Origin of the sequence: Microbacterium testaceum StLB037 (assembly GCF_000202635.1) — a bacterium.
Classification (GTDB): domain Bacteria; phylum Actinomycetota; class Actinomycetes; order Actinomycetales; family Microbacteriaceae; genus Microbacterium; species Microbacterium testaceum_F.
Genome location: NC_015125.1, coordinates 2,604,778 through 2,627,504, shown reverse-complemented (window position 1 = coordinate 2,627,504; position 22,727 = coordinate 2,604,778). Strand labels below are relative to the sequence as shown.

The following is a 22,727-nucleotide window of genomic DNA, read 5'->3' as shown; positions in this document are numbered from 1 at the left end:
GCCAGCCTAACCGTCGGCCCGCCGACGAAGCTCCTCTTGCTCCGCGGGCGGTCTCCCCTCCATGGGGGCGGCGAACGAGGTCGCCTCCGCCACCGCACGACGGATGGCCGGAAGGGCGGATGCCACCCGCTCGGCCACGCTCCCCCGCACCTCGAACCAGGGCACCGACTGCCCCGCGAGCACCTCGCGGAAGCGCTCCTGCATGTCGGCGCGGATGTGCTCTCCGTCGCGCATCCCGTCCTGCACGAAGGGGATCTCATCCCCGGTGAGGAGGTAGAGCACCGGCCGGTGCGCCGCGGCCCGCTCGAGGATGCGCGGCGCCGGGGTGCCCACGTACCGCTCGTGCCACAGGGCGGTGGCGAGCACGTCGGTGTCGCAGATGAGCACGGGCCGCGGTGCCCGGCGCGCGGCATCCTGTTCCCAGGCGATCTGCCGGTCGACGACGAGGTCGAACTCGTCGCTACGCCACGGCGCCTCGAGTCCCCCCTCGCGGGTCTCGCTCAGCTCGCGGCCGTATTCGGGCACCCAGAGGGTCCCGAGCTCGGCGGCGAGCGCCTCGGCGAGCGTGGTCGAGCCCGTCGATTCGGCGCCCAGCACGACGACGCGCGCGGTGAGGCCGGCGCGCACCGCCGGCGACAGCTCGTGCCAGTGCGCGTCGAGGTCGGCGCGGATCGCGGTCCCCGATACGGGGTTGATCCGGCGACCGGGGTCGACCTGCACCCAGTCGGCGCCGAGGCGGCGCGCGAGCTCTGCGCCGTACTCGTCGGAGGTGAAGACGACATCGACCGGTTCGTCGAGCAGTCCCGCGATGGTCGCGGTGTGCGCGTCCCACGCGGTCTCGGAGGCGAAGTCCACCGGGGTGTCGTCGAGGAGGTCGACCACCCGCACCGTCGGGTGGTCCTCGCGCACCCAGGCGGCGCGCTTCTCGAGCGCGATGGACTCGACGGATGCCGCGATCACCTCGACCGTGACCCGCTCGCACGCGCGGACGGCCGAGCGGATGAGGTGCGCGTGCCCGACGTGGAGGGGGTAGAACTTGCCGACCACCACCCCGTGCCGGTAGCGACGCTCAGGCACGCGCATCCGCCGCGGGCTCGGCATCCCTCGCCTCGTTCTGCACGCGGCGCCACGACCAGAGCCCGCTCACGCACAGCACGATGAACAGGGCGTACAGCGCGGCGATGATCCACAGTCCGGTGGCGATCGAGAGCGCCACGAAGGCGATGTCCACCCCGATCCACACGAACCAGTTCTCGATCCACTTGCGGTTGAGCATGTACTGCGCGACGAGGCTCGCCGACGTGGTCGCCGCATCCGCGAGAGCGACCTGCGAGTCGGTGAAGGTGGCGAGAACCCAGGTCAGCAGGGCCGTCCCCGCCACCGCGGCGACGATGAGCCAGGGCACGGCGCACCGGGGTGTTCGGGCGACGTACTCGCGGTCGTGCTCGACGCCGCGGGTCCACCGCAGCCACCCGTGCACGCCGAGCACGAGGTAGACCACCTGCAGGGCGGCGCTCGCGTAGAGCCCCGCCGGCACGAACACCACCAGGAAGACGAGGTTGTTCGCGATACCGATCGGGTACGTCCACACGTTCCGCCGGGCCGCCAGCATCACGCACGCGGCGCCCGTCGCGAAGCCGAGGATCTGCGTCCACTCGGCCAGAATCCACTCGATCACCCGAGAAGCCTAGGCGTGCGGGTGAGGTGACACGCGCGCCGATCCCCGGTGTCGCGTCACTCCTCGGCTGTCCACAGCTCCACGCCCATCTCGGCGATCGCCGCGGCCGCACTCTCGGGCAGTTCGGCGTCGCTCACGATGACGTCCAGCGCGTCGAGGGGGACGACCCGGAAACGCTCCGCGGTGCCGTACTTCGTGCTGTCGGCGACGAGGGCGCCCGAGGTCGCGGCATCCAGAACCGCTCGCTTCAAGACGACCTTGTCGAGCTCGGGGGTCGTCAGCCCGTGCGCGGTGTCCCAGGTTCCGGTGCTGAGGATCGCGAGGTCGAGGGTCATGGCCGAGACGGTGGCGGCGGCGAGGGCACCGCTCGACGAACCGCTCGCGGCATCCACCACCCCGCCGGTGTGGATGACCTCGATCGCGGGGTGCGCGTAGAGCGCCGAGACGGTGAAGAAGTCATTGGTCACCACGGTCAGTCCGCGGCGCGCCGTGAGGTGAGGAACGAGGGCCTGACACGTCGTCCCCGCATCGATGAAGACGGTCATGTCGTCGGCGATGAGTGCGGCGGCGCGACGCGCGACGGCCTCCTTGCGCGGCAGCTCGAGGACTGCGCGAGAGCCGCGCTCGCGCGGGGGCTCCACGCCGGTGCGTTCGCGGAGGCGCACGCCGCCCTGCACGGCATCCACCAGACCCTCGTCCTCGAGCGCGGCGATGTCGCGCCGCACGGTCATGTGCGACACCCCCAGCGACGAGGCCAGATGGCGGATGCTGAGCGCCCCCGCTCCGCGCAGGAGACGCATCAGTTCGCGCTGACGCTGTTCCGGGATGAGGGGTGGCGGTGTCGACATCCCTCCGAGCCTAAGCCTCCCGGCGGTGAGACATCATGTTCTTCTGTGTTAATTCTCGTGATACGGTGTGCCACGATGTTAAAGAAACATGAAGTCCTCTCCTCCGTCATCGACACCGGCGTCGTCCTGATCGTCCGGCTCGATTCCCCGGACGAGGCGCTTGCCGTCTCCCGTGCAGCGGTGGCCGGCGGCATCCGTGCCCTCGAGATCACCCTCTCGGTGCCGCGGGCACTCGAGGTCGTGCGCACCCTGGCCGACGAGTTCGGCGATCACGTGGCCGTGGGTGTCGGCACGGTTCTGGATGCCGAGATGGCTGTCGCCTCCGTGCAGGCCGGGGCTCGCATGCTCGTGAGCCCGAACCTCAACCCCGACATGATCCGCGCCGCCAACCGCTACCAGGCCGTGACGATCAGCGGGGCGTTCACCCCGACCGAGATCGTCGCCACCATGGAGGCCGGCGCCGACATCGTCAAACTCTTCCCGACCGAGATCGCCGGTCCCGATTACCTACGCACGGTCATGGCGCCGCTCGCGCACGCCCCGATCCTCCCGGCCGGCGGCGCCACGCGCGACAACGTCGGTGACTGGTTCGGTGCCGGGGCCCTCGCCGTCGGCGTCGGAAGCGCCATCACGAAGGCCGCACGCCCGACCGGCGACATGGCCGACGTCACCCGAGCAGCGGCGGACTTCCTCGCCGCCGTGGCGAGCGCCCGCACGCCGCACTGACCCCCCGCGGCGGACCGCGACGTCCGCCGCCACCCGAACACGAAGGAGTGGACCATGAGCGAGACGACGGCTGACGCGCCGGTGCTCACGCGCGACGAGAAGAAGACGATCCGGATCCGATGGTTCCTGGTCGGCTTCCTCATCCTCGGCGGGGTGGTGAACTACCTCGACCGTTCGACCCTCAGCGTGGCGAACACCACGATCGCCGGAGAGTTCGGGCTCGACCCGCTCGCGATGGGTCTGCTGCTGTCGGCGTTCTCGTGGCCGTACGCGATCGCGAACCTCCCCGCCGGTTACCTCGTCGACAAGTTCGGGCCCAAGAAGATGTTCGCGTTCGCCGCGGGCGCGTGGTCGCTCGTGTCGATCGTGACCGCCGCTGCGAACTCGTTCGGCGTGCTCTACGCCTGCCGCGTCGCTCTCGGCATCACCGAGTCGCCGTTCTTCACCTCGGCGCTGAAGGTCAACGAGCGCTGGTTCAACAAGTCCGAGCGGGCGCTCCCGGTCTCGCTCGTGAACACGGGTTCGCAGATCGCCAACGCGATCGCCCCGCCGCTGCTGACCTTCCTCCTGCTGACGATGAGCTGGCGTGGCATGTTCATCATCGTCGGAGCCTTCGGCATCGTCGTCGCCCTCGTGTGGCTCCGCATCTACCGCGACCCGACCCTGAAGGAGCAGGCGCTCATCAAGGGCGCCGAGGCCGAGGCGCGCGTCGCCGCATCGGTCGAGAAGGTCGGCTGGGGACGCCTGCTGCTGCAGTCGAACACCTGGTTCATGGTGCTCGGCGCCTTCGGCATCTTCTACACCGTGTGGGTCTACCTCACCTGGCTCCCCAGCTACCTGCAGACCGCTCGCGGCTTCAGCCTCGCGCAGAGCGGGTGGCTCGCATCGCTGCCGTTCCTCTGCGGCATCATCGGCGTGATCTTCGGCGGCTGGCTCTCGAACCGTCTCGTCCGTCGCGGTGTGAACACGGTCCGCGCGCGCAAGATCCCGATCGTCGGCGGGGCGGTCCTCGCCGCCGCGGCGGTGCTCCCCGTCGCGTACGTCGACAGCACCCCGCTCGCGATCGTGCTGCTGTCGGTCGGCTACTTCGCCTCGCAGGTGCCCATCGGATGCCTCTGGACCCTCGCCTCCGACGTCGCCCCCTCCAACCAGGTCGCGTCCCTCGGTGCGATCCAGAACTTCGGCGGGTTCATCGGCGCGGCCGTCGCCCCCGTCGTCACCGGCGCGATCCTCGCCTCCACCGGGGGGAACTACACCACGGTGTTCCTCATCGGCGGTGTACTGCTTCTGGTCGGCGCGCTGTCGTACGGCCTGTTCGTCAAGGACCGCTCCGTCGCGGCATCCTGATTCCGTGCGGGGAGGACGGCCTCTCGTCCTCCCCGCACTCCCGGAGGAACACCCATGACCGCACGACTCTTCTTCGTGATCGGCCCGGCCGGCAGCGGCAAGTCGACCGTGAGCACCCTCATCGCCCGACGCATCCGCGCGGCCTATCTCGACAAGGACTCCGTCGCGACCGCGTTCACCGAGGCTCTCCTCGAAGCAGCGGGCAGCGACAAGAACGAACGCGACAACAACCCCTACTACCAGAGCGTGGTGATGGGGCTGGAGTACGCGACGCTCCTCCGCCTCGCCGGCGACAACCTGCGTCTGGGCAACGATGTCGTGCTCGACGCCCCTTTCGTGCGGTACTTCCCCGAAGAGGACTACCTCGAGCGTGCCGCCGCGTCGCACGGCTGGCCCGCCGACGTCGTCATCACCGTCGTGCATGTGACGGTCGACGGCGCCCTCGTCCGCGATCGCGTCGACTCCCGTGGCTACGGCCGCGATGCCTGGAAGCTCGCCCATTGGGACGAGTTCTGGGCCACGGCGCAGGCCGCGGACTGCCGATGGCGTGGGGCACACCACGTGCTGTTCGACAACAGCGCCCCGGGCGCCGATCCCGCGGCGCTGGAGGCCGCCCTGGCCGCCTTCGTCTGAGCCGAACCCGTCCCCGGTCCGCGCACCTCGCCGCCGCGTACCTCGCCGCCGCCCGCTTCACCACGGCCGGCTGACCTCGACCCGGTCGCGATCAGGGCCGAGCCGGATCGATCGGTGTGAACCGTCGCAGCCCCGCGCGCGAGCTGAGCCGCGAGGCCGCGAGCGACCCCGCCACCGCGAGGAAGATCGGCAGCAACAGGGTGAAGCCGGTGTCGGTGAACTCGATGATCAACGCGATCGCGGTGAAGGGAGCCCGCATGTTGGATGCCAGGAACGCGGCCGCCGCGATGATCGCGAGCGCCGTGCCGTCCGCCCCCGGCCAGATCAGCGCCCACCCGGCGGCCGCGGCCGCGCCCAGCGCCGCCCCGACAGCGACGGAAGGCTGAAGCGTGCCGCCGATCGCCCCGGAGCCGAGGGAGATCGTCGTCGCCACGTACTTGAGCAGGGCGAGCAGAAGCAGGAGCAGGGCGGGCTGCGACAGGTCGAAGCCCGCGGTGGCGAGGGCACGGCCGTTGCCGAGGATGAGCGGGAAGAACGCGCCCAGCACGCCGACGGCCGCGAAGGTGAGGGGAAGGACGACGAGGAGCTTCCAGCCCTTCGGGCGGAACCGCCCGAGCGCCTTCGTCACCGTCGCGAAGCTCGTCGCACCCCAGCCCATGAGCGGCCCGATGAGGAGGGCCGCGACGACGAGCGAGGCGTTCACCTCGAGCGCGGGGACCTGGTACAGCGACCCGTCGCCGACGAGCGGCCGGGCCACGAACGTGGCGATCGCGCTGACCGAGAGGGCGACGACCGCCGCGCCCACACTGAACTGCGCGAGCAGGATCTCGATCGCGAACAGGGCACCCGCGAGCGGCACGTTGTAGACGGCCGCGAGACCCGCCCCGGCGGCCGAGGCGATGAGGATGCGCCGCCAGCGGGCATCGAGGCCGAACCAGCCGACGATCTTCGATCCCGCCATCGCCGACAGCTCGCGCGGGGCGACCTCTTTACCGATCGAGGCACCGAGCGCCACCGAGGTCACCTGGATGACGGTGTCGGCGAGCGTCTCCCACCACGGCATCCGTTTCCCGTCCACCCCCTGCTCGACCGTGGCGAGAGTGCGTCCGAAGCGCCGCAGCAGGTACCAGCCGAGGGCGGCGATCACACCCGCTCCGCCGACGGTCGCGATGGGAAGCCACCACGGCGACGGCAGCGGGAGCCCGTCGAGGAACGGCCCCTGCTCGTGTCCCCAGACGAGGTGCTCGATCGAGTGCACGATCCACACCAGCAGGAGCACGGCGACACCTGTCGCCAGACCGACGATGAGGGTGGCGAGGCCGAGCTTGGACAGCGCGAGCACGGCACGGCGATGCGGGCGCGTCGGCGCCAGGGGCTCTGCTGTCACCCCGCAACGCTAACGGACCCGCGTTACCGTCCCGTGACGAGCTCCCCGTCACCGCGCGCGCGACCGGGCCGGAGCGCGCTACCGTGACCGCATGACCCCTCCCCCCGCCTCTCCGCGGCGCCCCGCCGACGTCTTCGGGATCGTCGCCGTGGTCCTCGCCGCCGTCGTCCTCCTGCCGACGCTGTTCGTCTTCCTCGTGGGCCTCATCCCCGAAATGAACGCGATCTGGTGGCTGGGAATCATCCTGCTGCCCTTCCTGCTCCTCGGCGGGGTGATCGTCGTCGTTCTGGCCGTGATCGGGATCGTCGTGGCGATTCGTCGCGGCGGCCGCCGCGCCTGGTCGATCACCGCGGTGGGGCTCGGCATCCTGATGCTCGTCCCGCCCGGGTACGTGTGGTTCAGCTCTCTGTCATGACTCTCGTCGCGCGGGGGGCGCGAACAGTAGGCTCGGAATCGTGACTTCCCGCGCCCCGCTCTCCCGCAAGCTCTCCGCCATCGCCGAGTCCGCGACCCTCAAGGTCGACGCCAAGGCGAAGGCCCTCCAGGCCGCCGGCCGCCCGGTGATCTCGTACGCCGCGGGCGAGCCGGATTTCGCGACGCCCTCCTTCATCGTGGATGCCGCCGCCGAGGCGCTGCAGGACCCCAAGAACTACCGCTACACCCCCGCCGCCGGCCTCCCCGTGCTGCGCGAGGCGATCGCGGCGAAGACACTCCGCGATTCGGGCCTCGAGGTCGCTCCCTCGCAGGTCATCGTGACCAACGGCGGCAAGCAGTCGGTGTACCAGGCGTTCCAGACCGTGGTGAACCCCGGCGACGAGGTGCTGCTGCCCGCGCCGTACTGGACGACCTACCCCGAGGCGATCGCCCTCGCCGACGGCACGCCCGTCGAGGTCTTCGCCGGAGCCGACCAGGACTACAAGGTCACCGTCGCCCAGCTCGAGGCGGCCCGCACCGACAAGACCACGGTGCTCGTCTTCGTCTCGCCCTCGAACCCGACCGGCTCGGTCTACACCCCCGAAGAGACGGCCGAGATCGGCCGTTGGGCCCTCGAGCACGGCATCTGGGTCATCACCGACGAGATCTATCAGAACCTCACCTACGAGGGCGTCCGTGCCGTCTCGATCGTCGAGGCCGTCCCCGAGCTCGCCGAGCAGACGATCCTCGTCAACGGCGTCGCGAAGACCTACGCCATGACCGGATGGCGCGTGGGCTGGATGGTGGGACCGGCGGATGCCATGAAGCTCGCCGGCAACCTGCAGTCGCACCTGTCGAGCAACGTCAACAACGTCGCCCAGATCGCCGCCGCCGCAGCGCTCAACGGCCCCCAGGACGAGGCCGAGCAGTTCCGTCTCGCCTTCGACCGCCGCCGGCAGCTCATCGTCTCGGAGCTGGCGAAGATCGACGGGGTCGAGGTGCCCAACCCTCTCGGCGCGTTCTACGTCTACCCCGACGTGCGCGGCCTGCTGAACCGTTCGTGGGACGGAGTGACGCCCACCACGTCGCTCGAGCTCGCCGACCTCATCCTCGAGAAGGCCGAGGTCGCCGTGGTGCCCGGCGAGGCCTTCGGCCCCAGCGGCTACCTGCGCCTGTCGTACGCCCTCGGCGACGACCAGCTCCTCGAGGGCGTGCAGCGTCTCCAGCGCCTGTTCGCCTGAGTCACGTCGACGGGCTCTGAGCTCGTCGCAGCCATCAGACTTCGCCCACGGCGGAGGTGGCTGAGCTCGTCGAAACCACCGGACCCTTCGACGGGCTCAGGGTCCTCCCCCGAGGGCGACGGCGGAGGTGGCTGAGCACGTCGAAGCCACCGAACCCTTCGACGAGCTCAGGGTCCTTCCCCCCAGGGTCCTGCATTGCCCCGGCTTGGGCGCCTACAGCTCGACGTTCACCAGGACCGGCTCGGGCTGCAGGACCAGGCCGAACTCCGAGTGCACGCGGTTCTGGACGAAGCGGGCGAGCTCGGCGATCTCGGCCGCGGTCGCCTCACCGCGGTTGGTCAGCGCAAGCGTGTGCTTGGTCGAGAGCCCGGCGCGCGAGCGCGGGAAGCGGAAGCCCCGGCGGAGGCCGGCGTTCTCGATCAGCCACGCGGCGCTCACCTTGACCTCGTGCCGTTCCACCGGGGGCGGGGGCAGGATGCCGTCGAACGCGGCGAGCGGGATCACGGTCACCGGGTCGAGGATCGGGGCCATCGGCCACTTGGGGCACGCCTCGGGCAGGGTGCGGGCGAAGGCCGCGCTGACGATCGCGTTCTGGAAGAACGAGCCGGCGCTCCAGGTGTCGGGGTCCTCGGGGTCGAGCACCATGCCCTTGCGGGCGCGGGTGGCGAGGACGTGGTCGCGGATCCAGCGCAGAGACACGGCGTCATCGGCATCCAGACCCAGGGCTCCGCGCAGCTGCTCGCCCGCGATCGGGCGCTCCCCCGGACCGACCCGTTCGAGCTCGAGGGTCACCGACAGGATGACGGCGGAGCGATCGGGGATCGAGCCGTAGTGCTGCTTGAGCACGGACGTGCGGAAGCCCAGACCGAGGTCTGCGGCGGGAACGACCGAGACGTCACCGGTCGACTCGTCGATCAGCTCCACCTCGACGAGCGTCTGCACGATCTCTTGCCCGTACGCGCCGACGTTCTGCACGGGGGCGGCGCCGACCGTGCCGGGGATCCCCGACATGGCCTCGATCCCGGCAAGGCCCCGCTCGACCGTCTCGGCGACGAGGGCGTCCCAGTCGTGACCGGCCTGCACGCGGAGGCGAACGGTGTCGGGGCGCGAGCCGGGAAGCTCCTCGATTCCCGCCGTGCGGACACGGATGACCGTTCCCTCGAAGGGCTCGTCGCCGACGAAGAGATTGGATCCGCCGCCGAGCACGAACCAGTCGTCGCCCTCGGCCCAGACCTCGCGGAGCGCCGCGATGAGTTCGTCGGCCGTGTGCGCCTCGATGAGACGCGCGGGCTCGCCGCCGGTGCGCAGCGTCGTCAGCTGCGACAGCGGGATCGGGGCGACCTCGGGCATCAGCGCAGCCGCACGCGCACCTGTGCCTTGCCGAGCACGGTGGTCTCGGCGAAGGTCACGGTGAGGTCGATGCGCGCGGTCTCGTCATCGACGGCGCCGACCTTGGCGCTGACGTGCAGGTCGGCCCCGGTCTCGGGGTCCACGACCACCGGACGGGTGAACCGCACGCCGTACTCGGCGATGCGCCCGGGGTCGCCGATCGCGTCGGCGAGGGTGCCGACGGCGATACCCATCGTGAGCATGCCGTGCGCCAGCACACCGGGAAGACCTACGGCTGCGGCGACGTCGTCGCGGTAATGGATCGGGTTGAAGTCGCCCGAGGCCCCCGCGTAGCGCACGAGGGACTCGCGCGTCAGGTGGACGGAGCGTTCGGCGATGACCTCGCCCACGGTGAACTCGCTCATGCGCCGGCCTCCCCCGCCAGAAGGATGCTGGTCGTGGTCACGACGTGGGCGCCGGTGGCATCCACGATCTCGGCTTCGCTGGTGATCATGGCGTTACCGCCCATCGAGCGGATGCCGGTGACCGAGAGCGTCGCGACGAGCTCGTCGCCCGCGACGATCGGGCGCGTGTAGCGGAAACGCTGTTCCGCGTGCACGAGCCGGGAGAGCTCGATACCGGAGTCGGGATCGCCGAGCAGCTGCTGGAGCGTGAGGTCCTGCACCACCATGGCGAACGTGGGAGGAGCGACGACGTCGGCGTACCCGAGCGCGCGCGCAGCCTCGGGGTCGGAGTGCTGCGGGGCGTCGGCGAAGACGGCGCGGGCGAACTCGCGCACCTTCTCGCGGCCGACCAGGTACGGCGCGGTCGGCGGGAAGACACGACCGACCAGTTCAGGATTCACGGGCACCGGACCAGTCTACGGCGGGCCGTGCGCCGGGTTCGGTCGCGGGCTCCGGTCTCGGGCGTGCGGTCTCGGGCGCCGACCGCGCCGGGCGGCGCACCGCGCAGCCGCGGCGGGCGGCGGGCGGCGGGCGGCGGCGCGAGAGTCAGCGCTGGTGGCGCCCGCGCACCGCCTTGATCGCGATCTGCGACGCGATGAACACGAGGAAGATCGAGAAGAGCACGTTCGCGACGAAAGGATCCACGGCCTTCGCGATCTGCGCGCCGAGAGCGGTCGTCGCGCACGCGGCGAGCCCGACGCACGCGGCGGCGGTGAGGTCGACGTTCGAGCGGCGGAGGTTGCCCACGGTCCCCGAGATCGCGGTCGGGATCATCATCAGCAACGATGTGCCCTTGGCGATCAGGTCGCTCGTGCCGAACAGCAGCAGCAGCGCCGGGACGACGATGATCCCGCCTCCGACCCCGAGGAGGCCGGCCAGGATGCCGGTGACCACGCCGAGCAGGGCGAGTCCCGGTCCCGTGACCCAGGTGAGCACGAGCTCGGCGTCGCGCGAGGGGATCACGAAGTACAGGCTCACGATGACGGCGAGGAGGAACGCGACGAAGGCCCAGCGGAGCGCCGTCTGCGACAGCTTCGGGAGCAGCCAGGTGCCGATCTGCGCACCGAGGACGGCCCCGGCGGCGAGGATCAGCGCCGGGATCCAGGCGACATGTCCGTCGACCGCGTACGTGATGACACCGACCGTCGCGGTCGGCACGATCGCGGCGAGTGACGTGCCGGCGGCGAAGCGCTGGTCGAAGCCGAGCAGCAGCACGAGGAGCGGCACGATGACCGTTCCCCCGCCGACGCCGAACAAGCCCGACATCAGCCCCGCGAGGAGGCCGACGCCGATGCAGACGGCGAAGAAGCGGACGGAGCGCGGGGGTCGGGTGTCGGCGTGCACGAAGGACAAGTCTGGCACTTCGCGCCGCGCTCTCCGCCCGGAACCGCGCCGGAGAAGAAAGCGGCCCCCGGTGTCCGAAGCCGCGTCCACCGGGGGCCGTCGCCCTCACAGGTCCAGCAGGACGGTGACCCGAACACCGGCCCGCGACCACTCACGCGAGGGTGCGACAGCACTGACGGTAACGGGCGCGCGTGCACGAATCCTCCCCGTTGACACTGATATCTCGAACTGCTAGATATTTAGACCGCGTATGACAATCACCCGTCGGAGGGGAATGTCGAGACGCGGCGATCCGTTGACTCCGAGCATGACAACCGTAGGAATCATCGGAGCAGGACACATCGGCTCGGCCCTCGCGAAGGGCTTCGCACAGCACGGCTACGACGTGGTGATCGCGAACTCCCGCGGGCCGGAGACCCTCAGCGACCTCGTCGCCGAGGTCGGCGAGAAGGCGCGAGCGGCGACGGCACAGGATGCCGCGGAAGCCGGCGACTTCGTCGTCGTCACCGTCCCCCTCAAGGCGTATAAAGCGGTCCCGGTCGCTCCCCTGGTCGGCAAGATCGTGCTCGACACGAACAACTACTACTTCGAGCGCGACGGTCACATCGCGGAGCTGGACGAGAAGCAGACGACCACCTCGCAGATGCTGCAGGAGCACCTGCCCGAGTCGCACGTGGCGAAGGCGTTCAACCACATCATGGCGTCGGACATCCTCACCGACGGTGCCCCCGCCGGCACCGAGAACCGGCGCGCTCTCGCCACCTCGAGCGACTCCGACGAGGCCGTCGCGCTGGTGACCCGCATCTACGACGAGTTCGGCTTCGACACCGTGAACATCGGCCCGCTCAGCGAGAGCTGGCGCGTCGAGCGCGACCAGCCGGCCTACGTCGTCCGCCAGAACGCCGCCGAGCTGGAGCAGAACCTGGCCCGCGCCGAGCGCTGACTCTCACCGGCAAACGGCGCTGGCGCCGATAAACGGCGTTCGTGCCGAGAAACGCTCTGTCAGCGTGTTTCTCGGCACGAATCGCGTTTATGGATGCCGCGCACCCGGTGCCGCTACGGCGTCGGCGCCGCAGCCGCGGCGGCACCGTGGCGGCGTCGGCGCCGCTACGGCGGCGCGGTAGCAGCGTCGGCGCTGCGGCGGCGTCGGCGCGCCTCCCGGTCAGAGCGAAGCCAGCGCCTGGTCGACGTCGGCGACGAGGTCGTCGACCGACTCGATGCCGACGGACAGGCGCACGATGGTGTCGGGTACCGCGAGCTCGGTGCCGCGGACGGACGCGTGGGTCATGGCATCCGGGTAGTTCACGAGCGACTCCACGCCGCCGAGCGACTCGGCTAGCGTGAACAGGCGCGTCGACTCCGCGAAGCGGCGGGCCGTGGCCCCGTCGGCGAGCTCCAGCGACACGATGCCGCCGAAGCCCGACATCTGGCGCGCGGCCAGCTCGTGCCCGGGGTGCTGCGGCAGTCCGGGGTAGTAGACGCGGGCGACCCGGTCGTGCGACGCGAGGTGCTCGGCGACCGCCTGCGCGTTCGAGCTGTGACGCTGCATGCGCACCGCGAGCGTCTTGATGCCGCGGGTGGTCAGGTACGCGTCGAACGGGCCCGACACCGCGCCGGCGGCGAACTGCAGAAACTGCGTCTTCTCGGCGAGTTCGGCGTCGGCGAACGCGAGCGCCCCGCCGACGACGTCGCTGTGTCCGCCCAGGTACTTCGTCGCGGAGTGCACGACGACATCGGCGCCGAGCGAGATCGGGCGCTGCAGCGCGGGAGAGGCGAAGGTGTTGTCGACGACGACGATCGAGCCGGCGGCGTGACCGAGGCGCGCGAGCCCGGCGATGTCGGTGATGCGCAGCATCGGGTTGCTGGGCGTCTCCACCCAGACCATGCGCGGCGCGCGCTCCTCAATCGCCGCGGCCACGGCATCCAGGTCGCTCATGTCGACCACGCGCAACCTCACGCCCCACGGCCCGAGCACGCGCGCAAGCAACCGGTAGGTGCCGCCGTACACGTCGTTACCGAGAAGCACCTCGTCGCCCGGGACCAGGGCGGCGCGCAGCAGCGCGTCCTCCCCGGCCAGACCCGAGGCGAACGACAGGGCGCGCACGCCGCCCTCGAGCGCGGCGATCTGCGTCTCGAGCGCCGTGCGGGTGGGGTTGCCGCTCCGGCCGTACTCGTAGCCGCCGCGGAGGCCGCCGATGCCGTCCTGCGCGTAGGTCGTCGAGACGTGGATCGGCGGGATGACCGCGCCGGTGGCCTCATCGGGCGCCTGGCCCGCGTGGACGGCGAGGCTGTCGAAGCCGCGGGCGGCGTCGTGGGTGCTCATGCGGAGTGCTCCTCGGAGGGGGTGGGGATGAGGGATGCCGTGGGCTCGACGTCGTAGCCGTGCGCGCGCATCCAGTCGTCGTCGAAGATCTTGCTGAGATAGCCGCGTCCGTGATCGGGCAGGACCACGACCATGACCGCGTCGGCGGGGAGATCGCGGGCCACGCGCAGGGCACCGACGACGGCCATGCCGCTGGAGCCTCCGACGAGGAGACCCTCCTCGCGGGCGAGACGGCGGGTCATCGCGAACGACTCGGCGTCGGAGACGCGCTCGTACGCGTCGACGACGGTCGGGTCGAATGCGGGCGGCCAGAAGTCCTCGCCGACGCCCTCCACGTCGTAGCCGTGGATGTCGCCGCCCGAATAGATCGAGCCGACGGGGTCGACGCCGACGATCCGCACGGCGGAGCCCGCGACCTCGCGGAGGTACCGCCCGGTGCCGCTGATCGTGCCGCCCGTGCCGACACCCGCGACGAAGTGCGTCAGTCGCCCGTCGGTGTCGCGCCAGATCTCGGGGCCGGTGGTCTCGTAGTGACTGCGCGGGCCGTTGGGGTTGGCGTACTGGTTGGGCTTGAAGGCGCCCGGGATCTCACGGACGAGCCGGTCGGACACGCTGTAGTACGAGTTCGGGTCGTCGGGCTCCACGTTGGTCGGGGTCACCACGACCTCGGCTCCGTAGGCGCGAAGCACTGCCCGCTTGTCTTCGGCCACCTTGTCGGGCACGACGAAGACGCACCGGTAGCCGCGCTGCTGCGCGACGAGCGCGAGGCCCACGCCGGTGTTGCCGCTGGTCGGCTCGACGATCACACCGCCGGGCTTCAGGTGCCCGTCACGCTCGGCCGCGTCGATGATGTTGGCGGCGATGCGATCCTTCGCCGAGCCGCCGGGGTTGATGTACTCGATCTTCGCCAGGACCGTGGCGGCGATGCCGTCGGTCACACGGGAGAGGCGGACGAGAGGGGTGTTGCCGACGAGGTCGGCGACGCTCTGGGCGTAACGCACGATGGCATCCTGAGGGGTTGGTGCGCCCGAGGCGGGCGCGGCTGACGGGGTCGTCGAAAAGAACGCGGGAGGCGTTCAGCGACAACAGCGACAGGTCAGCACGCGGCCAGCATACCCGACCCCGGCCCGGGCCCGCGCCCCGTAGCCAGCCCCGGCCCCGACCCCGATCACGCGACCGCGCCCAGGAACTCCTCGAAGCTCTGGGCCGGCCGGCCCGTGACGCGCTCGACATCGCCCGAGACGCCGGCGAGGTCGCCGCTCGCGATCGCTGTGTACGTGCTCACCCACGCGTCGACCTGCCAGCGGGGTGCGCCGAACGCGGCGCGCGAGGCGTAGGCCTCGTCGACCGTCTCGTCGAGGAAGCGGACGGGATGGCCGCGGACGGCCGAGATCTTCTGCGCGACCTCGGCCATCGTCAGCGCCTCGGGACCGGTGAGGTCGTACGCGGTGTCGGCGTGGGCGGACGGGTCGAGCAGCACCGACACCGCGGTGGCGGCGACGTCGGAGCGCGATACGAGAGAGCAACGGCCCTCGCCGGCGGGACCGCGGATGACGCCGTCGTCGCCGGCGAAGAGCTCCATCATGTCCATGTAGAAGTTGTCGCGCAGGAACGTCCAGCGCATGCCGGAGGCGCGGATGATCTCCTCGGTGGCGGCGTGATCGCGTCCGAGCGTGAAGACGGCGTCGGGCGCTGCGGCCAGGAACGACGTGTAGACGATCGAGCGGACGCCTGCCGCGGCGGCGGCCTCGACGAACGTGCGGTGGTGCTCCACGCGGTCGGCGGTCTCGGAGGCCGAGACCATGAAGAGCGTCTCGACTCCCTGCAGGGCCGTGCGGGCGGCATCCGCGTCCGAGTACCGTGCCACGTGCACCTCGGCACCCTCGAGAACGGGGGCGCGGGAGGCGTCGCGCACCAGAAGGCGCTGCGGGATGCCGCGGGCGGCCAGGTCGCGCGCGACGCGACCTCCTACGGCTCCGGTGGAACCGGTGACGGCGATGACGGGCGGCGTGGACATTCGGCCTCCGGGGTGTGGGAGCGGTCCTTCCAGCGTATTGCGCCCGCCCGACGTCGAGGCCGAGAAGATGTTCAGGAAGCGGGAGCCACCAGACGCGCCACGCGGACCCGGACCGTCGCCGGAAGGGCCGTCTCGTCGGTACCGCGCACCGCGGCCGCCACCGCGGAGGCGACGGCGACGGAATCGTCCTGGGTCGAGACCCCGATGCAGACCGTGATCGAACGTGCACCGTCGGCGTCGTCGACCGCGGCGAGGGAGCCTTCGACGTCGACGACGTGCTCGAGCGCGCGAGCGACGACCGGACGGGCGGAGTACATCTCGCGCACGCCCTCGGTGGCCGTCACGGCGAGATCGATGCGCGGCGCGAGGGCGGCGGCGGTGATGTCGGTCATTCGTCTTCCTCTCCGTCGAAGTGGACGTCGCCCACGGTGACGTCCACTTTCCCCACCCGCAGGTCGCCGTGGCGTTCGATGGCCTCGCGGATTCCCTCGCGCATCTCATCGACGGCCGGGGTCATGGCGCGGCCGAAGCGGACGCTGACCGAGACACGGACGTCGAGCGGCGCGTCGGGCTCGGGCTGGTGAAGGCGGACGCGGCCCACCAGGACACCGTCGACGCCGTCACCGACGGCACGGATGAGTTCGTAGAGAGCTCCCTCGGTGACCACGATCTCGACGCCGTCGGCGCCGCGCACCAGGGGGATGTCGCGTCCGGCCCGGAACTCGCGCATGACCTCGCGCATGATCGAGTCGTACCAGGATTCCGCCAGGGGCTCGGCGGCCTGCTCTTCGACGATCTCGCGGGAGAGTCGTCCCATTCGTTCCATGGATGCCAGGACGGCCTGGCATTCCGCATTGCGCTCGATCGCGGCGATGCGCGGAACGCGCCCCCGATCGAGGTAGGCGGAGAGGTCCTCGAGAGAATAGCCCGATGCCCCGATGTCGTCGCTCATCCCGTCACCTCCACTCCTGCATACGTTCCAGCACGATCTTGCGCGCTCGCGCCAAGCGGCCGCGGACCGTCGCCGCCGTCTCGCCGACCTCGACGGCGATCTCGTCGTAGCTGTGACCGCCGACCTCGCGCAGCACCCACACCACGCGCAGCTCTTCGGACAGCTCGGACAGCACCTTCTTGAGCGCGTCCATCTGCGACGATGCCACAACAGAGCGCTCCGGGTCGTCTTTCGCGGAAACCATCTGCTCGTCGATCTGGTCCGAGAGCTTCCGCGCGCGCAGACGGTCGGTGGCTTTGCGCGACACGATCGTCGTCAGCCAGCTGCGCACCTTCTCGGGGTCGGTCAGATCGGGCAGGCGCCGCCACGCCGTGATCAGCGCCTCCTGCACGCAGTCGTCGGCGTCGGCGCGCGAGCCCGTCAGCCGAGTGGCGAAGGCCACGAGGAACGGCGCGTGCCGCCGCACCAGCACACCGAAGGCGAGCTGGTCGCCGTCGGCCGCCCGTGACGCGAGGAACGCGTCGGTGGCGGTGGACAAAGAGGGCATCGGGTTCCTGTCGGGGTGTGGCGTGCGGCCCCGGGGTGCTGGCGAGTCGGGTCCGTCCACATAGCGAAACACCCCGGACGAAAACCGGCCCCGGAGGTTGACGCGGGGCGGACACCTGTGCACAATTTCCGCTTTCCGCGGACGCCCCCGATGTCCGAGGTCGGCGGTAGCGTCGAAGACGTCCCCTTCGACATCAAGGAGTCCCATGCGCATCGCCCTCACCGGCTCATCCGGCAAGCTCGGCACCGTCGTCGCCCGCGAACTCCGCGCCGCCGGGCACGAGGTGATCGGCCTCGACCTCCGCGGTGAGCGCGGGCCCGGCTTCGTGCAGGTCGACCTCACCGACTACGGCCAGGTGATCGACGCCCTCGCGGGAGTGAACGACCAGCACGACGGCGTCGATGCGCTCGTGCACCTCGGCGCGATCCCGGCCCCCGGCATCCGATCCGACGTCGCCACGTTCCACAACAACATGACGAGCACGTTCAACGTCTTCTGGGCCGCCGTGCGTCTCGGCATCGAGAAGATCGTCTACGCGTCGAGCGAGACGGTCCTGGGCCTGCCGTTCGACGTGCCGCCGCCGTACATCCCCGTCGACGAGCAGTACGCGCCGCGGCCCGAGTCGGTGTACTCGCTGGTGAAGACGCTTGAGGAGCGTCTGGCCGTCGAGCTGGTGCGCTGGAACCCCGAGCTGTCGATCACGGCCCTGCGCTTCTCCAACGTCATGGTCCCCGACGACTACGCGGAGTTCCCGTTCGACGCCGATGCGCGCACGCGCAAGTGGAACCTGTGGGGCTACATCGACGCGCGCGACGGCGCGCAAGCCGTCGAGCGCGCCCTTCAGAACGCCCCGGCCGGTTTCGACCAGTTCATCATCGCCGCGGCCGACACCGTGATGACCCGCCCCAACGCCGAGCTCGTGGCCGAGGTGTTCCCCGGCGTCGAGACGCGCGGCGACCTGGGCGACAACACGACGCTGCTGTCGATCGACAAGGCGCGCCGTCTGCTCGGCTACGACCCGCAGCATTCGTGGCGGGATTCACGCTGACGCCGGGAGTCGTCGTCGGAGTGCCACACTGAGTGCGTGACCACTGCCGATCCTTCGACGAGCGCGTCGGCGCCCGCACGCCGCGGCCGCCCCGGTTACGACCGTGACGGCCTGCTCGCGGTGGCGGTCCAGCTGTTCAACGAACAGGGGTACGACGCCACGAGCGTCGCCGACCTGGCCCGTCGCCTGGGACTGACCAAGTCGGCGTTGTACCACCACTTCGCCTCGAAAGAGGAGCTGCTCGCGGTGGCGCTCGAAGCGGCGCTGGGCGGCCTCGAGGCCGTCCTCGACCAGCCCGGAGCCCGCGAGGGCGCGGCATCCGATCGTCTGCGCTTCGTGCTCACCGGGGCGACCGACGTGCTCGTCGCGCAGCTCCCCGCCGTCACGCTCCTTCTGCGCGTGCGCGGGAACAGCGCGGTCGAGCAGGCCGCTCTCGAGCGTCGCCGCGTGTTCGACCACCGCGTCACCGCCCTCGTCGCCGCGGCCCAGGCCGAGGGAGGGGTGCGTGACGACGTCGACGCCGCGGTCGCCGCGCGCCTGCTCTTCGGCATGATCAACTCGGTCGTCGAGTGGTACCGCCCCGGTGGCAGCGTCGACGGCGACCGCCTCGGTCACGACATCGTGCGCATCGCGCTCGACGGCCTCCGCACCGCCTGACGCGCCACCCTCCGCGGGCCGCGTCCGCGCCGGCCCGCCGCGCGAAATCACACGATCCGGCCGAGATCACAGCACCGGACCACTCTCCGACGCGTGATCTCGGGCCGATCGTGTGATCTCGGCGCACGAAGAAGGGGACCCGCGCCGTGCGCAGGGTCCCCTCCTCGGCATCCGGGATCACGCCCGCAGGTCGACGCCCTTCGTCTCCTTGATCATCGACACCGCGGCGAGCGACACGAGCGCCGCCACGGCGATGTACACGCCGATCGCCCACGAGACGCCGGTCGAGCGCAGCAGCGCCTCGGCGATCATCGGGGCGAAGGCCCCGCCCATGATCGCGCCGAGGGCGTAGCCGATCGAGACGCCCGAGTAGCGGACGTTGGCCGGGAACATCTCGGCGTACAGCGCGGCCTGCGGCCCGTACGACAGGCCGAGGCCGAGCGTCATCACGAACAGCGCCACGAAGTACCAGACGATGTTCCCGGTGTCGATGAGGAACCACATCGGCACGGCCCAGATCGCGAGCAGCAGGTATCCCAGCTGGAAGGTGCGCACGCGGCCGAGGCGGTCCGACAGCCATCCGCCCCAGAGGGTGAAGCCGAGCCAGCCGAAGGATGCCAGCGTCGTGGCGAGCAGCACGGTCGGTCGCTCGAGACCCAGCACCGCGACGGAGTACGTCGAGAAGAAGGCGATGAGCAGGTAGCCGGCGGCGTTGTTCCCGATGAAGACGAACGCGGTGAGCGCGACCTGACGCCAGTTCTTGCGGAAGAGCTGGCCGAGCGGAGCCGAGGACTCCTTGCGGCGACGGACGAGGTCCTCGAAGACCGGGCTCTCCTCCACGGCGCGACGGATGATGTAGCCCACGATGATGAGCACGATCGAGAACAGGAACGGCACGCGCCAGCCCCACTCGAGGAAGGCCTCCGACGACATCGACGAGGTGAGGATCCAGAGCGTGGCCGTGGCGAGGATCATGCCGACGGGCACGCCGATCTGCGGGAACGCGCCGAAGTAGCCGCGGCGACCCACCGGCGCATGCTCGACCGACAGCAGGGCGGCTCCGCCCCACTCGCCACCGGCCGAGAAGCCCTGCAGCACGCGCAGCAGGATCAGCAGGATGGGGGCGGCGACGCCGATCGCGGCATAGGTCGGCAGCAGGCCGATGAGGGCGGTCGAGACGCCCATCATGATGAGCGTGAGCACGAGCATCTTCTTGCGTCCCAGCCGGTCGCCGAGATACCCGGCGACGACGGCGCCCAGGGGGCGGAAGAGGAACGAGATGCCGATCGTCGCCCACGACAGCACCTGTGCGATCGACGGGTCGGACTCGGACAGCGGGGCGAGGAACAGGGGCGCGAGGACGAGTCCGGCCGCCTGCGCGTAGATGAAGAAGTCGTACCACTCGATCGAGGTGCCGACGAGGGTTCCGGCGAGGACGCGCCGCTCCTCTCGTTTCAACCCGGTCGAGGAGGGGGATGCCGAGGTCTGGGTGGCCATGAGAACTCCGTCGTTCCGTGGGGCAGGGAGAACACCCGGTGAAACTATTACCAACCGAGCGTTCAGTAATAGTGTCAGAGCAGCGCGTCCTCGACAAGTGCGCCCCCGGAAGGAGACCCGATGACGACCTGGACCATCGTGCCCGGTGCCCTCGACGAGCGGCTGGGCATCACCGTGACGGAGCAGTCCGCCGAGAGGGTCGTGGCATCCCTCCCCGTCGTCGGCAACACGCAGTCGCTGGGCCGGCTGCACGGCGGGGCGACGGCCGCTCTCGCCGAGGCCGTGGGGTCGTGGGCCGCGATGATCCACGCCTCCGGCTACGGGAAGGTCTGCGTCGGAGTGGACCTCAACATCACGCACCACCGCGGCGCGCGCGACGGTCGCATCCACGCGGTCGCCACCCCCGCGCACCGCGGTCGCCGCATGGCGACCTACGACATCCGCGTCACCGACGACGACGATCGCCTGATCGCGACGGCGCGCATCACCAATCTCCTCGTCGACCCCGAATGATCCGAGGGGTTGCACCGCCCCCAGCGGCACAACCCCTCGCCCACCTCTCGTTCAGCCCGAACAATTCGTGAGGCGGGCGTGCGGGTGTCGTCTCGAAGCCGGAGCCGACACCCACCCCCGCAGGTGCAGTGTCGGGCACGCGCGATTCCTTACAGGACCCGGAGAATTTCTTTCCGTCGCTTCCCGGTGTAAGGATTCGGCGGGGCCGAACACAGCACAGGAGAGCACGGAGACAAGCGCGCGTGGACGACGAGTCGGAGTTCGTGATGCTCTTCCGGGAGCATTACACCGCCGTTCGGCGATTCATCGAACGCCGTGTCTCAGATCCTCAGGCCGCCGACGACCTGACGATGGACTGCTTCGAGATCGCGTGGCGCAAGCGCACTCCGGATCACCCGTTCGGGCTCGCCTGGCTCTACCGCACCGCGCGGAACCTCATCGGCAACGAGTACCGCCGCAGAGAGAGGGAGGGGGCACTGTGGGCGCACATCGAAGACCACGTGCGGACCCTCTCGGTCGAGGCCGGGTCCGATCTCACCGCGCGCCTCCTGGACGCCGTGCGTGCGCTCCCCGAGCGCGAGCGGGAGATCCTCTGGCTCACCTACTGGGAGGAGCTCCCCGCCGCCGAGGTGGCGGTCGTCCTGGACCTGAAGCCCGGGGCGGTGTGGACGCGACTCAATCGTGCGCGCGCCCGGCTCAAGCCTCTCCTCGTCGAGACATCGGCCGCCGCCGAGCGTCGCGAGGAGGTGCGCGATGACCGATGACGACCTCGGCCGCGTCCTGCGCTCGTGGGACCCGGCTCGGACGCCCCCCGATGCCCCGCTCCCGCTCGCCGCTGAGCGGCGCCTGCGCGAGATCCTCGCCGCCTCGCCCGCGGGGATCCCTCGCCGTCGGCGGTCTCGGCGCGCCGTCCTCCTCGGTGCGGTCGCCGCAAGCGTCGCGGCGATCCTCGCCATCACTGTCGGGGTGTGGGGCTTCCCCGCGCCCCCCGCCGCCGCGCTGACGCCCGCTCCGCTGACCTATACCTCGATCGCCGCCGACGCCCCCGACGTCCTGGGCGCCGCGCAGGCACGCCTGGCCGCGGATCGAGGGCCGCAGGCCCCCGAGCGGCGATCCCTCTCGCTCGGCTGGTACTTCAGCGTGACCGTGGGCGACCCCGCGGCGACGGTGTTCCGGCGCGAATGGGTCGACCTGCGGTGGAACGCCGACCTGTCGGGGTCGATCGTCACGACCGTGGCCGAGGCGACCGATGCGGCCGGCGACACGGTGCCCGCCGACGATCCGGCGCCGGGGACCGTCGTGGGCGATCTGTCCTTCGTCCGCGGGCAGTTCGCACCGACCGTCCGCGAGGCACCGCCGGCGACGGCCGATGCCCTCGACGCCGTCCTGCGGACGTCGACCGGCGCGGGCGACACGCTGAGCGCGGGCGATGCGATCGTCGGCATCCGAACCCTGCTCGGCGAATGGACCCTGACCGACGCGCACGAATCCGCCCTCCTCGCGGTGGTAGCGTCCACCCCGGACGCGCGTGTCCTCGGCGAGACCACCGACCGACTGGGCCGCCCCACGATCGGGATCGGCGGAGTCCCCTCGGGTCTCCCCGGCACCGACATGACCCTGCTCGTCTCGACGGAGACCGGGCGGATCCTGGGCGTCGAATCGACGCTTCGCGACGACAGCAGCGACCTCGGTCTTCCCGCCGGGTCGGTGACCGACTACACGCTGTGGGGCGTCGAGGCCCGCCGGGCCGCCGAGGGGTGAC

Annotated in this window: 26 protein-coding genes; 11 read left to right on the top strand and 15 right to left on the bottom strand. The window is 70.7% G+C overall.

The genetic code is table 11. From position 1 onward, the window contains the following. Positions 1 to 6: 6 nt before the first annotated feature. The 3 genes from MTES_RS11940 to MTES_RS11930 are packed head-to-tail and all read right to left on the bottom strand — an operon-like array spanning position 7 to position 2,526. Complete coding sequence (locus MTES_RS11940; RefSeq protein ID WP_419865646.1) at positions 7 to 1,083, bottom strand: AAA family ATPase; 1,077 nt, start codon at positions 1,081 to 1,083, stop codon at positions 7 to 9. Then, complete coding sequence (gene pnuC / locus MTES_RS11935) at positions 1,070 to 1,678, bottom strand: nicotinamide riboside transporter PnuC (RefSeq protein ID WP_013585515.1); 609 nt, start codon at positions 1,676 to 1,678, stop codon at positions 1,070 to 1,072. The genes MTES_RS11940 and pnuC overlap by 14 nt, the downstream gene beginning before the upstream one ends. A 56-nt stretch (positions 1,679 to 1,734) precedes the next feature. Beyond that, positions 1,735 to 2,526, bottom strand: coding sequence for a DeoR/GlpR family DNA-binding transcription regulator (locus MTES_RS11930; protein ID WP_013585514.1), 792 nt, complete (start codon positions 2,524 to 2,526; stop codon positions 1,735 to 1,737). A gap of 75 nt (positions 2,527 to 2,601) precedes the next feature. On the opposite strand from MTES_RS11930, the gene MTES_RS11925 reads away from it, so the two are divergent. Genes MTES_RS11925 through MTES_RS11915 form a run of 3 tightly spaced genes read left to right on the top strand, consistent with a single transcriptional unit; the run spans position 2,602 to position 5,232 of the window. After that, a complete protein-coding gene (locus tag MTES_RS11925) occupies positions 2,602 to 3,252 on the top strand; it encodes a bifunctional 4-hydroxy-2-oxoglutarate aldolase/2-dehydro-3-deoxy-phosphogluconate aldolase (RefSeq protein ID WP_013585513.1) in 651 nt (216 codons plus the stop codon). Between the two features lie 54 nt (positions 3,253 to 3,306). Next, positions 3,307 to 4,599 carry an MFS transporter gene (locus MTES_RS11920; protein ID WP_013585512.1) on the top strand — a complete coding sequence of 431 codons (1,293 nt, stop codon included), beginning with the start codon at positions 3,307 to 3,309 and terminating at the stop codon, positions 4,597 to 4,599. 54 nt (positions 4,600 to 4,653) lie between these two features. Beyond that, positions 4,654 to 5,232: an AAA family ATPase gene (locus MTES_RS11915; RefSeq protein ID WP_013585511.1), complete on the top strand. Its 579-nt coding sequence runs from the start codon at positions 4,654 to 4,656 to the stop codon at positions 5,230 to 5,232. A 91-nt stretch (positions 5,233 to 5,323) separates the two neighbouring features. Here the strand turns inward: MTES_RS11915 and MTES_RS11910 are convergent, their stop codons facing one another. Beyond that, positions 5,324 to 6,619 carry a chloride channel protein gene (locus tag MTES_RS11910; protein WP_043361378.1) on the bottom strand — a complete coding sequence of 432 codons (1,296 nt, stop codon included), beginning with the start codon at positions 6,617 to 6,619 and terminating at the stop codon, positions 5,324 to 5,326. A 91-nt stretch (positions 6,620 to 6,710) separates the two neighbouring features. On the opposite strand from MTES_RS11910, the gene MTES_RS11905 reads away from it, so the two are divergent. Then, the gene (locus tag MTES_RS11905; RefSeq protein ID WP_013585509.1) at positions 6,711 to 7,034 is read left to right on the top strand and encodes a hypothetical protein; all 324 of its coding nucleotides are present in this window, start codon (positions 6,711 to 6,713) and stop codon (positions 7,032 to 7,034) included. A 40-nt stretch (positions 7,035 to 7,074) separates the two neighbouring features. After that, a complete protein-coding gene (locus MTES_RS11900) occupies positions 7,075 to 8,274 on the top strand; it encodes a pyridoxal phosphate-dependent aminotransferase (RefSeq protein WP_013585508.1) in 1,200 nt (399 codons plus the stop codon). 213 nt (positions 8,275 to 8,487) lie between these two features. On the opposite strand, the gene MTES_RS11895 is transcribed toward MTES_RS11900, so the two are convergent. From MTES_RS11895 to MTES_RS11880, 4 genes are all read right to left on the bottom strand, one after another. Next, on the bottom strand, positions 8,488 to 9,624 hold the full coding sequence (locus MTES_RS11895; RefSeq protein WP_013585507.1) for a UDP-N-acetylmuramate dehydrogenase: 1,137 nt from the start codon (positions 9,622 to 9,624) through the stop codon (positions 8,488 to 8,490). After that, positions 9,624 to 10,028: a MaoC/PaaZ C-terminal domain-containing protein gene (locus MTES_RS11890; RefSeq protein WP_013585506.1), complete on the bottom strand. Its 405-nt coding sequence runs from the start codon at positions 10,026 to 10,028 to the stop codon at positions 9,624 to 9,626. Before MTES_RS11890 ends, MTES_RS11895 begins: the two co-directional genes overlap by 1 nt. Then, positions 10,025 to 10,474 carry an FAS1-like dehydratase domain-containing protein gene (locus MTES_RS11885; protein ID WP_013585505.1) on the bottom strand — a complete coding sequence of 150 codons (450 nt, stop codon included), beginning with the start codon at positions 10,472 to 10,474 and terminating at the stop codon, positions 10,025 to 10,027. Before MTES_RS11885 ends, MTES_RS11890 begins: the two co-directional genes overlap by 4 nt. 139 nt (positions 10,475 to 10,613) lie before the next feature. Next, a complete protein-coding gene (locus MTES_RS11880) occupies positions 10,614 to 11,411 on the bottom strand; it encodes a sulfite exporter TauE/SafE family protein (RefSeq protein WP_043362810.1) in 798 nt (265 codons plus the stop codon). Positions 11,412 to 11,718: 307 nt separating this feature from the next. On the opposite strand from MTES_RS11880, the gene MTES_RS11875 reads away from it, so the two are divergent. After that, complete coding sequence (locus tag MTES_RS11875; RefSeq protein WP_013585503.1) at positions 11,719 to 12,354, top strand: NADPH-dependent F420 reductase; 636 nt, start codon at positions 11,719 to 11,721, stop codon at positions 12,352 to 12,354. 219 nt (positions 12,355 to 12,573) lie between these two features. Here the strand turns inward: MTES_RS11875 and MTES_RS11870 are convergent, their stop codons facing one another. The 6 genes from MTES_RS11870 to MTES_RS11845 form a co-directional block, all read right to left on the bottom strand. Next, on the bottom strand, positions 12,574 to 13,734 hold the full coding sequence (locus MTES_RS11870; protein WP_013585502.1) for a cystathionine gamma-synthase: 1,161 nt from the start codon (positions 13,732 to 13,734) through the stop codon (positions 12,574 to 12,576). Next, positions 13,731 to 14,735, bottom strand: coding sequence for a pyridoxal-phosphate dependent enzyme (locus tag MTES_RS11865; protein WP_013585501.1), 1,005 nt, complete (start codon positions 14,733 to 14,735; stop codon positions 13,731 to 13,733). Before MTES_RS11865 ends, MTES_RS11870 begins: the two co-directional genes overlap by 4 nt. 167 nt (positions 14,736 to 14,902) lie before the next feature. After that, positions 14,903 to 15,751, bottom strand: a complete 849-nt coding sequence (locus MTES_RS11860) for an SDR family oxidoreductase (RefSeq protein ID WP_013585500.1) — start codon at positions 15,749 to 15,751, stop codon at positions 14,903 to 14,905. 71 nt (positions 15,752 to 15,822) lie between these two features. Next, entirely contained in the window at positions 15,823 to 16,143 is a 321-nt protein-coding gene (locus MTES_RS11855) for a hypothetical protein (RefSeq protein ID WP_013585499.1), read from the bottom strand. Then, the gene (locus MTES_RS11850) at positions 16,140 to 16,703 is read right to left on the bottom strand and encodes an aspartate/tyrosine/aromatic aminotransferase (protein ID WP_013585498.1); all 564 of its coding nucleotides are present in this window, start codon (positions 16,701 to 16,703) and stop codon (positions 16,140 to 16,142) included. The genes MTES_RS11855 and MTES_RS11850 overlap by 4 nt, the downstream gene beginning before the upstream one ends. 4 nt (positions 16,704 to 16,707) lie before the next feature. Further along, a complete protein-coding gene (locus MTES_RS11845; protein ID WP_043361376.1) occupies positions 16,708 to 17,250 on the bottom strand; it encodes an RNA polymerase sigma factor in 543 nt (180 codons plus the stop codon). A 205-nt stretch (positions 17,251 to 17,455) separates the two neighbouring features. Here MTES_RS11845 and MTES_RS11840 point away from each other — a divergent pair, with 205 nt between their 5' ends. Further along, on the top strand, positions 17,456 to 18,298 hold the full coding sequence (locus MTES_RS11840) for an NAD-dependent epimerase/dehydratase family protein (RefSeq protein ID WP_013585496.1): 843 nt from the start codon (positions 17,456 to 17,458) through the stop codon (positions 18,296 to 18,298). Positions 18,299 to 18,334: 36 nt separating this feature from the next. Next, on the top strand, positions 18,335 to 18,955 hold the full coding sequence (locus MTES_RS11835) for a TetR/AcrR family transcriptional regulator (protein ID WP_013585495.1): 621 nt from the start codon (positions 18,335 to 18,337) through the stop codon (positions 18,953 to 18,955). A gap of 177 nt (positions 18,956 to 19,132) precedes the next feature. Here the strand turns inward: MTES_RS11835 and MTES_RS11830 are convergent, their stop codons facing one another. Then, a complete protein-coding gene (locus MTES_RS11830) occupies positions 19,133 to 20,452 on the bottom strand; it encodes an MFS transporter (RefSeq protein WP_013585494.1) in 1,320 nt (439 codons plus the stop codon). Between the two features lie 120 nt (positions 20,453 to 20,572). Between MTES_RS11830 and MTES_RS11825 the strand changes: the two genes are divergently transcribed. From MTES_RS11825 to MTES_RS11815, 3 genes are all read left to right on the top strand, one after another. Further along, positions 20,573 to 20,965 (top strand): PaaI family thioesterase, encoded by a 393-nt coding sequence (locus MTES_RS11825; RefSeq protein ID WP_013585493.1) that lies wholly within the window; start codon positions 20,573 to 20,575, stop codon positions 20,963 to 20,965. Positions 20,966 to 21,207: 242 nt separating this feature from the next. Next, a complete protein-coding gene (locus MTES_RS11820; protein WP_013585492.1) occupies positions 21,208 to 21,729 on the top strand; it encodes an RNA polymerase sigma factor in 522 nt (173 codons plus the stop codon). Then, positions 21,719 to 22,726: a hypothetical protein gene (locus MTES_RS11815; protein WP_013585491.1), complete on the top strand. Its 1,008-nt coding sequence runs from the start codon at positions 21,719 to 21,721 to the stop codon at positions 22,724 to 22,726. Before MTES_RS11820 ends, MTES_RS11815 begins: the two co-directional genes overlap by 11 nt. Position 22,727 lies beyond the last annotated feature (1 nt).

What these genes read in the sequence shown, in the direction of transcription:
- MTES_RS11940 (WP_419865646.1), bottom strand. Translation starts at nt 1,083, where the DNA reads ATGCGCGTGCCTGAGCGTCGCTACCGGCACGGGGTGGTGGTCGGCAAG.
- MTES_RS11930 (WP_013585514.1), bottom strand. Translation starts at nt 2,526, where the DNA reads ATGTCGACACCGCCACCCCTCATCCCGGAACAGCGTCAGCGCGAACTG.
- MTES_RS11925 (WP_013585513.1), top strand. Translation starts at nt 2,602, where the DNA reads ATGTTAAAGAAACATGAAGTCCTCTCCTCCGTCATCGACACCGGCGTC.
- MTES_RS11920 (WP_013585512.1), top strand. Translation starts at nt 3,307, where the DNA reads ATGAGCGAGACGACGGCTGACGCGCCGGTGCTCACGCGCGACGAGAAG.
- MTES_RS11915 (WP_013585511.1), top strand. Translation starts at nt 4,654, where the DNA reads ATGACCGCACGACTCTTCTTCGTGATCGGCCCGGCCGGCAGCGGCAAG.
- MTES_RS11905 (WP_013585509.1), top strand. Translation starts at nt 6,711, where the DNA reads ATGACCCCTCCCCCCGCCTCTCCGCGGCGCCCCGCCGACGTCTTCGGG.
- MTES_RS11895 (WP_013585507.1), bottom strand. Translation starts at nt 9,624, where the DNA reads ATGCCCGAGGTCGCCCCGATCCCGCTGTCGCAGCTGACGACGCTGCGC.
- MTES_RS11890 (WP_013585506.1), bottom strand. Translation starts at nt 10,028, where the DNA reads ATGAGCGAGTTCACCGTGGGCGAGGTCATCGCCGAACGCTCCGTCCAC.
- MTES_RS11875 (WP_013585503.1), top strand. Translation starts at nt 11,719, where the DNA reads ATGACAACCGTAGGAATCATCGGAGCAGGACACATCGGCTCGGCCCTC.
- MTES_RS11870 (WP_013585502.1), bottom strand. Translation starts at nt 13,734, where the DNA reads ATGAGCACCCACGACGCCGCCCGCGGCTTCGACAGCCTCGCCGTCCAC.
- MTES_RS11860 (WP_013585500.1), bottom strand. Translation starts at nt 15,751, where the DNA reads ATGTCCACGCCGCCCGTCATCGCCGTCACCGGTTCCACCGGAGCCGTA.
- MTES_RS11855 (WP_013585499.1), bottom strand. Translation starts at nt 16,143, where the DNA reads ATGACCGACATCACCGCCGCCGCCCTCGCGCCGCGCATCGATCTCGCC.
- MTES_RS11850 (WP_013585498.1), bottom strand. Translation starts at nt 16,703, where the DNA reads ATGAGCGACGACATCGGGGCATCGGGCTATTCTCTCGAGGACCTCTCC.
- MTES_RS11845 (WP_043361376.1), bottom strand. Translation starts at nt 17,250, where the DNA reads ATGCCCTCTTTGTCCACCGCCACCGACGCGTTCCTCGCGTCACGGGCG.
- MTES_RS11840 (WP_013585496.1), top strand. Translation starts at nt 17,456, where the DNA reads ATGCGCATCGCCCTCACCGGCTCATCCGGCAAGCTCGGCACCGTCGTC.
- MTES_RS11830 (WP_013585494.1), bottom strand. Translation starts at nt 20,452, where the DNA reads ATGGCCACCCAGACCTCGGCATCCCCCTCCTCGACCGGGTTGAAACGA.
- MTES_RS11825 (WP_013585493.1), top strand. Translation starts at nt 20,573, where the DNA reads ATGACGACCTGGACCATCGTGCCCGGTGCCCTCGACGAGCGGCTGGGC.
- MTES_RS11815 (WP_013585491.1), top strand. Translation starts at nt 21,719, where the DNA reads ATGACCGATGACGACCTCGGCCGCGTCCTGCGCTCGTGGGACCCGGCT.